Origin of the sequence: Neisseria dumasiana (genome assembly GCF_022870885.1) — a bacterium.
Classification (GTDB): Bacteria; Pseudomonadota; Gammaproteobacteria; order Burkholderiales; family Neisseriaceae; genus Neisseria; species Neisseria dumasiana.
In genome coordinates this window covers 2,204,154-2,216,395 of record NZ_CP091509.1, presented here as the reverse complement: position 1 = coordinate 2,216,395, position 12,242 = coordinate 2,204,154, and the positions used below count along the sequence as shown (strand labels likewise).

The 12,242-nt window shown below is 54.1% G+C and carries 11 protein-coding genes; 4 read left to right on the top strand and 7 right to left on the bottom strand.

What is annotated here, in order from left to right; all coding sequences use genetic code 11:
• Positions 1–16: 16 nt before the first annotated feature.
• Entirely contained in the window at positions 17–1,843 is a 1,827-nt protein-coding gene (locus tag LVJ88_RS10325; RefSeq protein ID WP_233127628.1) for a glycine betaine ABC transporter substrate-binding protein, read from the bottom strand.
• 453 nt (positions 1,844–2,296) lie between these two features.
• On the opposite strand from LVJ88_RS10325, the gene LVJ88_RS10320 reads away from it, so the two are divergent.
• Entirely contained in the window at positions 2,297–2,761 is a 465-nt protein-coding gene (locus tag LVJ88_RS10320) for an META domain-containing protein (RefSeq protein WP_085418811.1), read from the top strand.
• Between the two features lie 91 nt (positions 2,762–2,852).
• Here LVJ88_RS10320 and LVJ88_RS10315 read toward each other — a convergent pair whose 3' ends face one another.
• The gene (locus LVJ88_RS10315; protein WP_085418812.1) at positions 2,853–4,901 is read right to left on the bottom strand and encodes a M3 family metallopeptidase; all 2,049 of its coding nucleotides are present in this window, start codon (positions 4,899–4,901) and stop codon (positions 2,853–2,855) included.
• 361 nt (positions 4,902–5,262) lie between these two features.
• On the opposite strand from LVJ88_RS10315, the gene LVJ88_RS10310 reads away from it, so the two are divergent.
• From LVJ88_RS10310 to LVJ88_RS10300, 3 genes are all read left to right on the top strand, one after another.
• A complete protein-coding gene (locus LVJ88_RS10310; RefSeq protein WP_085357081.1) occupies positions 5,263–5,562 on the top strand; it encodes an ArsR/SmtB family transcription factor in 300 nt (99 codons plus the stop codon).
• 23 nt (positions 5,563–5,585) lie between these two features.
• The gene (gene xth / locus LVJ88_RS10305; RefSeq protein ID WP_085418813.1) at positions 5,586–6,356 is read left to right on the top strand and encodes an exodeoxyribonuclease III; all 771 of its coding nucleotides are present in this window, start codon (positions 5,586–5,588) and stop codon (positions 6,354–6,356) included.
• Between the two features lie 273 nt (positions 6,357–6,629).
• Positions 6,630–7,595 (top strand): MBL fold metallo-hydrolase, encoded by a 966-nt coding sequence (locus LVJ88_RS10300; protein ID WP_198941585.1) that lies wholly within the window; start codon positions 6,630–6,632, stop codon positions 7,593–7,595.
• Between the two features lie 372 nt (positions 7,596–7,967).
• Here the strand turns inward: LVJ88_RS10300 and rplS are convergent, their stop codons facing one another.
• The 5 genes from rplS to LVJ88_RS10275 are packed head-to-tail and all read right to left on the bottom strand — an operon-like array spanning position 7,968 to position 12,214.
• Positions 7,968–8,333 carry a 50S ribosomal protein L19 gene (gene rplS / locus LVJ88_RS10295; protein WP_054599637.1) on the bottom strand — a complete coding sequence of 122 codons (366 nt, stop codon included), beginning with the start codon at positions 8,331–8,333 and terminating at the stop codon, positions 7,968–7,970.
• A 16-nt stretch (positions 8,334–8,349) separates the two neighbouring features.
• On the bottom strand, positions 8,350–9,114 hold the full coding sequence (trmD, locus tag LVJ88_RS10290) for a tRNA (guanosine(37)-N1)-methyltransferase TrmD (RefSeq protein ID WP_085360905.1): 765 nt from the start codon (positions 9,112–9,114) through the stop codon (positions 8,350–8,352).
• Positions 9,114–9,623: a ribosome maturation factor RimM gene (gene rimM / locus LVJ88_RS10285; protein ID WP_054599639.1), complete on the bottom strand. Its 510-nt coding sequence runs from the start codon at positions 9,621–9,623 to the stop codon at positions 9,114–9,116. The genes trmD and rimM overlap by 1 nt, the downstream gene beginning before the upstream one ends.
• A gap of 18 nt (positions 9,624–9,641) precedes the next feature.
• Positions 9,642–9,890, bottom strand: a complete 249-nt coding sequence (rpsP, locus tag LVJ88_RS10280; RefSeq protein ID WP_085360903.1) for a 30S ribosomal protein S16 — start codon at positions 9,888–9,890, stop codon at positions 9,642–9,644.
• 56 nt (positions 9,891–9,946) lie between these two features.
• Positions 9,947–12,214 carry a bifunctional acetate--CoA ligase family protein/GNAT family N-acetyltransferase gene (locus LVJ88_RS10275; protein ID WP_244694157.1) on the bottom strand — a complete coding sequence of 756 codons (2,268 nt, stop codon included), beginning with the start codon at positions 12,212–12,214 and terminating at the stop codon, positions 9,947–9,949.
• Between the last annotated feature and the right edge of the window lie 28 nt (positions 12,215–12,242).

Here is a 12,242-nt window from a genome sequence, read left to right as displayed (position 1 = left end):
TAGCGGCTGAGTATGATTATGACTGCTTATCTTTACCGCCGCAGCCGTAAGCCTGTGTAATGCGGTCGATGATAATCGCTAGAATCACGATGGCGGCACCGGCTTCCACGCCTTGGCCGATGTTGAGCGTTTGTACGGCTTGCAGCACGTATTCGCCCAGCCCGCGCGCGCCGATCATGGAGGCCAGCACCACCATGCCGAGCGACATCATCACGGCTTGGTTCACACCTGCCATGATGCTGGGCTTGGCTTGCGGCAGCAGCACCCACTTCAGCAGTTGCCAGCGGTTGCTGCCGAATGCGATGGCGGCTTCAATCATCTGCGGACTGACTTGGCGGATGCCGAGGGCGGTGAGGCGGATAAGCGGGGCGAGGGCGTACACCACGGTGGCGAACAGCGCCGGTACTTTGCCGATGCCGAACAGCATCAGCACGGGAATCAGATATACAAAGCTCGGCATGGTCTGCATCACGTCGAGCGCAGGCGAGAGCAGTTTGTAGAGGCGCGGGCGGTAGGCGGTGAAGATGCCGACGGGAATGCCGATGATCACGGTGAGCAATACCGAAGCGGCCAGCAGCGCGAGCGTCTGCATCAGTGCCGCCCACAGGCCGAACGAACCGATTACGTAGAAACCGCCGATGCACAAGGCGGCGAACCACCATTTGCGCGTGGCGTGCCAGCCCACTATGCCGGTGAGCAGCAACACCAACCACGCGGGCAGGGCTTGCAGCAGGCGTTCGAGCGGCAGCAGCAGGGCGAGTGTGGCATCGCTGGCTTGGCGCAAAGTGTCGCCGTGGTTTTGCACGGTTTGCTTGAGCGAACGGTTGAGGCCGTCTGAAACCGACCATACGCGGAAAATGCCGTTACTCTCGGCCGATTGGATATCGAGTTTGGCTTTCAGACGGCCTGCGGCTTCTTCGGAAACCCATTGCTGCCATACTTCGGGATGCTGCTGCAAAAACAGCTTGGCTTGGGCTTCGCCGCTGCGTTTGTTTTCCGACATTTCGAGAATGGTGCGGTTGAGCATATCCGGCTCGAATTGCAGCCGTTCGATCATGGCGGCGAGTTCGGGGTGGGCCGTCTGAAACGGGGTGGACACGGCAACGGCGAGTTTGGACACGGGAAAGCCCGATACGCATTGATTGCTGCTGTCGGCTTGCAGCAGGGTTTCCCAACAGGCGGCATTGTATTCGGGAAAGTCCAGCGGCTCGAAACGGTATTTCGCCATCAGGCCGGTGGGTTGCCAGTAGTAAAACAAAATCGGTTTTTTCTGTTCGTAGGCAGACGAAATGGCGGCATCCAAAGCCGCGCCGGTACCGGGGCGGACGTTATTGAAATTGCGGTTGAGGCCGGTGGTGTCGAGCAGGCGGGTGTTGAAGACTTCACACGTCCATCCGGTAGGGCAGTTGAGAAAGCGTGCCTTTTGCGGCGATTCGGGGTCGGGGAACAAATCTTTGAAGCGGGGTAGGTCGGCCATGCTCTTTAAATCGGGGTGTGCCTGTTTCACATAATCAGGCACATACCAGCCCTGCTGCGCACCGCCTTTGAGCGTGTCGCCGATAACGGCGGCTTTCTTTTCGTCGACGGCTTTCTGCATCACCGGCGAACGGCCGACCCATTGTTCGGCAATAATCTGAATGTCGTTTTGCGCCAGCGCGGTTTCCAAAGCGGTAGTCGTACCGGGCACGCTTTCGGTGGCACAGCCGTAGCCGTCGCGCAAGATGGTGTTTAAGACGGCGGTGGTGAACTGCCCGCTTTCCCAGTCGAGCGCGCCGAGCTTGACGGGATTGTCGGGCGCACAAGCCGCGGCAAACGGGCTGGCGGCAAGTAATAAGGTGAACAAAAGGGGCTTGAAAAAAGACATCAGCTGGGCTTTCGGGTGGCTAAAGGCGGGGTTGGCATCGGGGGCGGTATAGTGTGGCGGTATCGATTCGGCTGCTTTCGGGTTCTAGGCCACATTGCGCGCATAGGGTGGCAGAAGTGGAATAATGTGATGAATCCATGATGGTTTTCAAGATATTAATACAGATAGCAGGCTTTGCAAAACTTATTCAGGCCGTCTGAAAACAGCCGCAGGCCAATCGGTGCTGCGGAGAGGCGTTGTACAGAAGTCTCCGACTGATAAAAAGCCGTCTTTTTCTATGGCGGTTACGCCCGTTGCAAAAACGCCATTCCCTGCAAACGGGTTGATTTTGATAGAAGCAGCTGTGCCGTGTTAGGTTCGGTTAAACAGGCGTTTTATGGTGCCAATGAGTGTACAATCCGCAATGCTATACCAACAACCGAAAGGCTTGATATGAAAACTTGGATTGCTTTATCCGCATCAACTTTGGTTCTGATGACAGGCTGTTTTGCATCGCCTGCTAAACCGCAACCCGAAGCAGTAAAACCGCAGGCGGAGCAACCCGCGCCATCCGGTGTAACCCTTAAAAGGGTGTGGATGCTGTCCGGTTTGGAAGGTTTTACCCGCCAACAGCTGGTTGCCGCCCGCGCTGAAATGGATTTGCGCACACTTCCCCGCGTCAATGCCTATATGGGCTGCAACCGCTTGATGCTGAGTGCCGGTTCCGTTACCAATGAGAAAATTTCATTCGGCAATGTGGCTTCAACCCGTATGTATTGCGATAAAAATATGGCATTGGAACAAGCCTTTGCGGAGCGTATCGCAGGCACTTTCACTTACCGTATCGAAGGGCACAAACTGGTGCTGCGCGATGCTTCGGGCAGGGAGATGCACTTTGTTGCTCAAGATTGGGATTAACCGTTGCCTATGATTGTTCCACACCGTTCAATCTGTGCAGTAAAGGCCGTCTGAAAAACATTTTTTCAGACGGCCTTTAGTTATCTGCCCGTTAAGCGGCTTCTACATCAAACCCGCTGTGGCGCAACAGCGCATCGATTTGCGGTTCGCGGCCGCGGAAGGCTTTGAACGATTCCATCGCGCTGCGCGAACCGCCGACGGCGAGGATTTCCATCCAGAAGCGTTTGCCGGTGGCTTTGATGTCGTCGCTTTCTTCAAAGGCGGCGTAGGCATCGGCCGACAGCACTTCCGCCCATGCGTAGCTGTAATAGCCTGCCGAATAGCCGCCCGCAAAGATATGGCTGAAGCTGTTGGCAAAGCGGTTGTAGGCAGGCGGCTGGATAACGGCTACTTCTTTACGCACGTTTTCCAACACCTGCGCCCAGTTTTTCAGACGGCCTTCGTCGCTTTCGCTGTAAATCAGCATGTCGAACAGGGCAAATTCCATTTGGCGCACGAGGAACATGCCGCGCTGGAAGTTTTTCGCCGCCACCATTTTGTCGAACAATTCGCGCGGCAGGGCGGCACCGTTGTCTTCGTGCGACGACATTTCCGCCAGCACGTCGTATTCCCACGCGAAGTTTTCCATAAACTGGCTCGGCAGCTCCACCGCGTCCCATTCTACGCCGTTGATGCCGGATACGCCCAGTTCGTCAACCTGAGTGAGCAGGTGGTGCAGGCCGTGGCCGGTTTCGTGGTAGAGGGTGATGATTTCGTCGTGGCTTAAGCGTGATTCTTTGCCGTTAACGGGCGGAGTGAAGTTGCACACCAAATAGGCAACGGGTGTTTGCGTTTGGCCGATGCGGTTGCCGGAAATGAAACGGCGGCGGCCGCGGTAGTCGTTCATCCAAGCCCCGCCGCGCTTGCCTTCGCGGGCAAACAAGTCCATATATACGCCGCCGATGATCGAGCCGCCTTTTTCCAGCTCGAAATAACGCACGTCGGCGTGCCATACGGGTACGGTTTTTTCAATGAAGTTCACGCCGTACAAACGGTTGATCTGGGCAAACAAACCGGCCAGCACTTTGCTTACCGGAAAGTATTTTTTCACTTCGGTTTCGCTGAACGAATATTTGGCCTGACGCAGTTTTTCGCCGGCATAGGTCAAATCCCAAGATTGCGGTTCGGCAATGCCCAAGGTTTCGCGGGCGAACGCCTGCACTTCGGCCAAGTCTTTTTCGGCAAAGGGTTTGGCGCGGCGTGCCAAGTCGTTCAGGAAGTCCAGCACCTGCTGCGGGGTGTCGGCCATTTTGGTGGCGAGCGACAATTCGGCAAAATTGGCAAAGCCCAGCAGTTTGGCTTCCTGCAAAGCGATTTCCAAGCGGCGGCCGATGTTGGCGGTGTTGTCGAACTTGCCTTCGTCGCTCAACTCGCTGGCGCGGGTAATGTAGGCGCGGTAGATGTTTTCGCGCAATTCGCGGTTGTCGGCATACTGCATCACGGCGATGTAGTGCGGCATTTGCAGGCCGATTTTGTAGCCTTCTTTGCCTTCGGCTTGGGCTGCGGCGGCAAACATGGCCATTGCGTCTTCGGGCAGGCCGGAGAGTTCGTTGTCGTTATCGAAATAAAGCGCGAAGGCATCGGTGGCATCGAGCACGTTTTGCGAGAACTGCGCGCCGAGTTGTGCGCCTTCGGTTTGCAGCGCGGCAAATTCGGCCTGCTGTTCGGGCGGCAATTCGGCACCGCTCAATACGAAGTCGCGCAGGTCGTGATCGAGTTTGGTTTGCTGGGCGGCATCGAGTTTGGCAAATTCGGGCGAATTTTTGATGGCTTTAAAACGCTCGTAGAGTTCGATGTCTTGGCCGATTTCGGTAAAAAACACGGTTACTTCGGGCATCAATTCGTTATAGACGGCACGCAGTTCGGGCGTGTCGACCACCGAATTCAGGTGCGCCACCACGCCCCAAATGCGGCCGACGCGCTCGGTAATGTCGGTAAGCTGCTCGACGGTGTTGTTCCAAGTGATGTCGCTTTGGGCTTTGACGGCGGCGATTTGGGCGCGTGCTTCGCTCATAGCGGTTTCCATCGCGGGGCGGATATCGGCGGTTTGGATATCGTGATAACGCGGCTCGTCGGCAAGGTTCAGTAATACGTTGCTCATGTTTTTCCTTATTAGGTGTTTTCAGACGGCCTTTTCAAAGCGTGCGGCCGTCTGAATAAAAACGGGTAAGAAAAGAAATCAAACGGGGTTTATATAGTGCCGGATGCGGTAAATTCAAAGCCCGTTTGATGTTAAGACGGTTGACTTAAGCGAATATAACAAAAATCATACCGGCAGGGGCGGCCGGATTCATTGTTATTGTTAAACCGAGTTATTAAAACCGCAAATAAACGCAGGCGGCAGAATAGGTTAAACTGCCGCATAAGGTTTTGAGCAAGAAGTGTTTGCTCTATCATAGCCGAGCGTTTCGCCGACGAATGGTATAAAATAGCGTCTTAATTAACCGCTATTAACTATAACTATGGAAATATCATCCGATACCGTCCACACGGCAGCGCAACTCAAACTGATTGCCCACCCGCAGCGTTTGGCGATTGCCAAGCTGTTGTTGGAGAGCGAGCACAGCGCAGCTGAAATCGCTCAGGCAACGGGTATTCACATTACAACAGTGTCCAATCATTTGAACAAAATGCGCAGCGGCGGCGCGGTTGATTTCACCCGCTACCACCGCGTGATGCAATACAGGCTGATTTCGCCGTTGATTGCCGCCGTGCTCAATGCCGTTCAGGAAAGTGCAGGCCGGCATAACGAGGCCGTCTGAATCTTTTTATACGAAAACACATCATGAAAATTGCCACTTGGAACGTAAATTCCCTCAACGTGCGCCTGCCGCAGGTGCAAGACTGGCTGCAACAGCACAGCCCCGACATTCTGGTTTTGCAGGAACTGAAACTCGATCAAGACAAATATCCCGCCGCCGTTTTTCAAATGAGCGGCTGGCATACCGTATGGAGCGGCCAAAAAACCTATAACGGCGTGGCCATCATCAGCAAAACCGAACCGCAAGACATACACACCGGTCTGCCCGCGCTGCCCGACGACCCGCAGCGGCGCGTGATTGGCGCCACTATTGGCGGCGTGCGCGTGATCAACGTGTATTGCGTGAACGGCGAAGCACCCGACAGCCCGAAATTCCAATATAAAGAACAATGGTTTGCCGCATTGACCGAATTTGTGCGCGATGAAATGAGCCGCCACGAAAAGCTGGTGTTGCTGGGCGATTTCAATATCGCTCCCGCCGATTTGGATTGCTACGACCCCGAAAAATGGCGCGAAAAAATCCATTGCACCGGCATCGAACGTTCGTGGTTTCAAAACCTGCTCGATTTGGGTTTGACCGATAGCCTGCGCCACCGCTATCCGCAAGAAGTGATGTACACATGGTGGGATTACCGCGGCGCGATGTTCCAGCGCAAACAAGGGCTGCGGATCGATCATCTGCTGGTTACGCCCGCCTTGCGCGATGCCCTGCAAGACGTGCAGGTGGATTTGGAAGCGCGCGCTCAGGAACGCCCCAGCGACCATGCGCCGGTGTGGGCAACATTCGATATTTAAACGGCCGGCGTTTTATTTATGATGAGATGAGGCCGTCTGAAAACATTCAGACGGCCTTGAGCTTTGTTTTATTTATCTATCTCAATCCACTTAACTTTACTACGGCGTTGCTGCGCTTTAGCGCAAAGAGAACGATTGCATAAACCGCTAAAGCGGCAACAGAATCGGTTCCGTACTACCTGCGCTGTCTGCGGCTTGCTGCTTGGTATCAAAAATAAGTTTATTTGCTGTATATATTCAAGTTATGTTTTTAAATATTCACGAGGCGGAAAAATGTATTCACGATTTTTAAAACCCAAATTCTTTTTCAAGCTCATGCTGGGCTTGGCTGCCGTTCCTGTTGCCGCACACGCCGCACAATGCACGCATTCCGGCTTAGACGTAGTGGTGCTCGGTTCGGGAGGCCCCGAGTTAAGCGACAAACGGGCCTCCACCGGCTATTTGGTGCGCGAAAACGGCAAAGCCCGCTTCATTATTGATTTCGGCGCAGGTTCGTCGCTCAACTTCGAGCGGGCGGGCGGCGACATTAAAGATTTGGAAGCCTTGCTGTTTACCCATTTTCACGTCGATCATTCCAACGATTTGCCCGCATTAGTCAAAGCCTCGTTTTTCTCAGGCCGCAACCGTGATTTGCCGATTTACGGGCCGACCGGTAATCATACGATTCCCACCACGCCGTTATTTGTCGAGCGTCATTTCGGTGAAAAAGGCGTTTACCCATATTTGTCGGATTTTCTCACGGGAGAAGCGGCTTTTGCCCTGAAACCGATAGCCGTTAACGCCGATAAAAAACAGCCCAAACTGTTTGAAACCAAACTCGGCGGCTTTACCTTGAAAGCAATCCCCGTGGAACACGGCCTGCTGCCTTCTTTAGGCTGGCGTATCGAGAAAAACGGCTGTTCCGTTACCGTATCCGGCGACACCAGTAACGCAGGTAAAACATTGGATACATTGGCTAAGAATACAGATGTGTTCATCGCGCACAATGCCGTGCCCGAGAGCAGCACCGACCGTGTGGCCGTGAAATTACATATGAAGCCGTCTGAAATCGGCAGAATTGCCCAAAAAACCGGCAGCCGCAGCGTGGTGCTTACACATTTCATGCGCCGCACCGAAAATGTACAACCGGCCACATCCGCAGCTATCCGCAAATCCTATCGGGGTAAACTGGCGTTTGCGCAAGACTGCGATATTTATTCCTTAAAAAGCGGTACGAAAATCGGAAGTTGTAAGAAGTAGGGCTTCATTGCACAGCCGGTGGAGATGGAGGCCGTCTGAAAAAAAACGTAGAGACTTTTGAAAAACTTACAGTCAATCAATACTTTATTAATACAAGGCGGCAACAAGGCGGCAAGCCGCAGGCAATACGGGTATAGCCAATCCGCTTCGCTTTTACTACGGTGTTGCTGTGCCTTAGCTCAAAGAGAACGATTGTGTGAGCCGCTGAAGCGGCAACAGAATCGGTTCCGTACTAGCTGTACTGCTTGCGGCTTGCCGCCTTGTATTCAAATTAAATTGGTTGGCTATATAAGTCTAAATTTCTTTTAATAAAAGACTTCTTCCTAATAAAAATACCCGCTTGGAAAGCGGGTATTTGTTGTGTGTTGAAAATTAACCTTTGCGGGCAGGCAATTTTTCTTTAATACGGGCAGCCTTACCGGTCAGACCGCGCAAGTAGTACAGTTTGGCACGGCGTACGTCACCACGGCGTTTCACTTCGATTTTCTCTACGTTGGGAGAATACAGTTGGAAAGTACGCTCAACGCCTTCGCCGCTTGAAATTTTGCGAACGATGAAGTTGCTGTTCAAACCGCGGTTACGACGGGCGATTACTACGCCTTCGTAAGCTTGCAGACGGGTACGGTTGCCCTCGGTTACGCGCACAGATACGACAACGGTGTCGCCCGGAGCGAATTCGGGGATGGTTTTGCCCAAGCGGGCAATTTCTTCTTGCTCTAATTGTTGAATCAGGTTCATGTGTTTATTTCCTAAATTATGATTGGCTGTCCTGTTGCTCTTGTTTGATTGCTTCTTTGATTGCTTCCAAGAGGCGGGACTCCTTTGGGATTAAACTGCGCTTGGCCAGTAAGTCGGGGCGGCGCTCTAAAGTGCGGCGCAGCGATTCTTTCAACCGCCACTCCGCTATCAGGCCGTGGTTTCCCGTGCGTAATACTTCGGGAACTTCCATGCCCTGAAATTCTATCGGTCGGGTGTAGTGCGGGCAGTCTAAGAGGCCGTCTGAAAACGAATCTTGTTCTGCCGATTGGGCATCGCCCAAAACACCGGGTATCAATCTTAATACTGCATCCATCAGCATCATGGCAGGTAATTCGCCGCCGGAAACCACAAAATCTCCGATACTGATTTCTTCATCTACGCTGCTTTGCAGCAGGCGTTCGTCTATGCCTTCGTAACGGCCGCACAATAAGATAATGTTGTCGAGCCCGGCTAATTCTGCTGCTTTGGCATGGGTTAGCGGCATGCCTTGGGGGCTGAGGTAAATTACTCTGCCGCTGCCGGTTTTTTGTTGTTGTTTTGCTTCTTCGATAGCTGCCTGCAAAGGCGGTGCCATCATAATCATGCCGGGGCCGCCGCCGAAAGGGCGGTCGTCGATGTAGCCGAGTTTGTTGTCGGCAAAACGGCGGGGGTTGATGGCTTGAAACTGCCAAAGGTTTTGTTTTAATGCCCGCCCGGTTACGCCGTATCGGGTAATGCTGTCAAACATTTCCGGGAACAGGGTAATGGCTTGAATCAGCATCAGTAATCTGTGCCCCAATCGGCGGTGATGATTCTGTTTTCGGAATCGACGTTGCCGATGAAGTGTGAAACAAACGGGATCAGTTTTTGCCCGTAATCGCCATCTACTACCAAAACGTCGTGTGCGCCGGTTTCCATCAGGTTTTTTACCGTGCCCAGTGTGATGTTTTCTGTGTTGACCACAGTCATGCCCACTAAGTCTGCCCAGTAATATTCGCCTTCTTCGGCGGGTGCGAATGATTCGCGGGGGATTTCGATGGTGTAACCGCGCAGAGCGAAGGCTTCGTCGCGATCGTTTATTCCTTCAAATTTTACCTGAAGCTCGCCGTTAACGATTTTTCCGGCTTCCAGCGTAACATTCAGGCGGCGACCGTCTTTGCTAAGCTGCCACTCGGGGTAGTCCAGCAGGCTGTCGGTGTATTCGGTGTCGGCGGCGATTTTGAGCCAGCCTTTGATTCCGAATACGCCTTTGATGTAGCCCATGGCTACCCTTTGCTGAGTGTCGGTCATGGCAGTATGTGTCTTTGATTAAGCAGCGATTTTTTGCTCTTTAACCAATTTGGCTACGGCCTCGCTCACTTGTGCGCCTTGTGCGATCCAGTGGTTCAGGCGGTCGGCGTTCAGGCGTACGCGCTCTTGTTTTTCGTTGGCTACGGGGTTGTAGAAACCTACGCGCTCAATGAAACGGCCGTCGCGGCGGCTGCGGGAGTCGGTTACAACTACGTTGTAGAACGGGCGGTGTTTTGAGCCGCTGCGGGCTAAACGGATAACTACCATGAGTGGTTCCTTTGATAAAAATCGGATGTATAGAAAACCGCTAATTTTAGAATAAATTACGATCTCAGTGCAAGTATTTGTTGTTTTAAGTTGCGCTTGATGTTGTTTACCGGCGTGTCGGGTTCGGGATTCAGGTTGAATATGACTTCGGTTAGGGTGTTGTCGAAAGGGGAGGGGTGGGCGCTGAAACCGAGTTTTTCGGCGAGTTTGTGCATGGCGGGATTGGTTTTGAGGATTTCGGCATACATTTCTTGGTAGCCTTGCTGTTTGGCCAGATGGATGATTTGCTGCATCAGGTGGACGGCCAGCCCTTGCCCTTGTGCGGCTTCTGCAATGCTGATCCCGAATTCGCACCGCTCGGGAATGCCGGTGCTGCTGAAGCGGGATACGCCGAGCCATGTGCCGTCTTCTGCTTCGGCTACTACGGCGGCTTCGTAGTGGTAATCGAGGTTGCAGGCTTGTGCGAGCATGGCGGGGGTAAGTTCTTTGAGATGGGCCATGTAGCGGGTGTAGCGGTGGTGGTCGGAGAGATTGCGTACGAATGTTTGCTTGGCTTCTGCATCTTCGGGCAGCATGATCCGGATGTGTGCGCTTCGGCCGTTTTTCAGGGTAAAGGTGTGGGCGGGGCGGGCGGGGTAGGGGGCCAGAATGTTGGGGGTATGGCCGGCGGTTTCCGACGGGATGATTTCTGTGCAGGCTCCGTCGGCGCCGATGGTTACGGTGATGCTGTCGATGTTGGGCAGGCCGTCTGAAACGGTGTTCAGGCTGTGCAGAAGTTGGTGCAGGGTTTTTTGATGGCGTTTGAGATCGGTTTGCTGAATCAGCCTTTCGGTGTCTAATGTGTTGAAGGGGGGCAGATAGGCGGTGGTTTGGCCGTGTGTGTCGACGTAAAGGAGGGCTCCGTAGTGGGGATGCCGTCTGAAACGGAGTGTGGCGAATACGGGGGATTCTGCGCTGCCGGGTTCGGGTAAGAACAGGGCGGCGGCAAGTTCGGTGGGTTGGTTGCCTATACGGGCGGCCTGTTGTGCGTCGGGGGTTTTTACATAGGCGGGCAGGGGTTTGGCGGTTTGCACCAGTTTGGCGGTAAATGCGGCATGCTCGGCTTGGAAGCGGAAGGCGGTTAGTGCTTGGATGGTGCGGTTGAAGCCAAGTAGGCCGTCAGAAAAGGGGCTGACGATATAGAGGGGTTTTTCGGACTGCTTTTGCAGGTGGCTCAGAATACGGGTAGTGTCTCGGGCGTTGGGGTCGGTGCCGGAAACTACGGCCAAAAGGGCTTCGGTTTGGTGATGTTGCAAAATGCCGTCGGCCAATGAGCGGTAGTGCATGGCGGTGGGGTTGGGGCCGATATAGCCGTATGGGTTTTCAGACGGCCTTTGGTTTTCGGGGGGGATTTGTAGGGCAATGCCGAGTGATTCTGCTTTGCTGTGCAGGCGTCCGCAGGGTTTGTCGGCAATCAGGTGCAGTTTGCGGGCGGTATGTTTGCGTGCGGACAGGGTGTGTAAAGCGGCGGCTAATTCTTCGGGGGAAAAGACGACAATGGCGCCTGTGCGCAGCGACAGGGCTTTTAAAACCGCTTGTTCTTCTTTATCGGTATAGGAGGTAACCGACAAAATAACGGGTTTGCGGCGCACGGTGCGGCGAATGATGCTGAACAGGGTGCGCGGGTGTTCGTGGCGGTTGTAGGCGGACACGATGATGTGGGTGTTGGGGTCGTTGCTTAAGAGAGCCATGATGTCGGCCGAAGAGGTGGGGCTGAGCGGGTGGTGCAGCCCGATATGGCATGAGACGCCTAATCCGGCCTGTTTTAATAGAGTGATGGCTTCGGCACTTTCGGAGGGATGGCCGCTGATAAGGCCGATGTTGCCGGCCGGTGCGTCTCCGCCTGTGCCGGCATTTAAGCCCAAGGCGGGAATGTGGATGCCGCCGGGGTGGCAGACGATGGCCTGTACGTTGAGTTTGCGGGCTTTTTGCACGGTGGTTCGCGCTTTGTCGAGGATGTCTTCGGGCAGGTTTTCCCAATCCTGTATCAATACGGCGTAGGGGATATTCTGTTTGCGGCAGGCTTTCAGCACGGCTTCGTAACTGTCGGGCGGGGTAACGGCCACAACGGCATCGGCGCTTTCGGGAACGCGGCCGATATTGGTGTAGGCTTTCAGGCCGCCCACGGTTTTGTGGCGCAGGTTAACAGGGGTAATCTGCCCGTTGAAAGGGGTGCGTAACAGTGAAGTCAGCAGGTGTTCGCCCAAGCTGTGGCGGCGTTCGCTGGCGCCGACAATAATCAGGTGGCGTAAGGAAAACAGGGTGGAGGGCGGCTGGCTGTGCATGATGGCTCCCTAGGCGGAATATTGAAGG

Excerpts from the sequence above, each read along its gene's own strand:
- rimM (WP_054599639.1), bottom strand. The coding sequence starts at position 9,623 with ATGACCGACACTCAGCAAAGGGTAGCCATGGGCTACATCAAAGGCGTA.
- rplS (WP_054599637.1), bottom strand. The coding sequence starts at position 8,333 with ATGAACCTGATTCAACAATTAGAGCAAGAAGAAATTGCCCGCTTGGGC.
- LVJ88_RS10315 (WP_085418812.1), bottom strand. The coding sequence starts at position 4,901 with ATGAGCAACGTATTACTGAACCTTGCCGACGAGCCGCGTTATCACGAT.
- rpsP (WP_085360903.1), bottom strand. The coding sequence starts at position 9,890 with ATGGTAGTTATCCGTTTAGCCCGCAGCGGCTCAAAACACCGCCCGTTC.
- LVJ88_RS10320 (WP_085418811.1), top strand. The coding sequence starts at position 2,297 with ATGAAAACTTGGATTGCTTTATCCGCATCAACTTTGGTTCTGATGACA.
- xth (WP_085418813.1), top strand. The coding sequence starts at position 5,586 with ATGAAAATTGCCACTTGGAACGTAAATTCCCTCAACGTGCGCCTGCCG.
- LVJ88_RS10275 (WP_244694157.1), bottom strand. The coding sequence starts at position 12,214 with ATGCACAGCCAGCCGCCCTCCACCCTGTTTTCCTTACGCCACCTGATT.
- trmD (WP_085360905.1), bottom strand. The coding sequence starts at position 9,114 with ATGCTGATTCAAGCCATTACCCTGTTCCCGGAAATGTTTGACAGCATT.
- LVJ88_RS10300 (WP_198941585.1), top strand. The coding sequence starts at position 6,630 with ATGTATTCACGATTTTTAAAACCCAAATTCTTTTTCAAGCTCATGCTG.
- LVJ88_RS10310 (WP_085357081.1), top strand. The coding sequence starts at position 5,263 with ATGGAAATATCATCCGATACCGTCCACACGGCAGCGCAACTCAAACTG.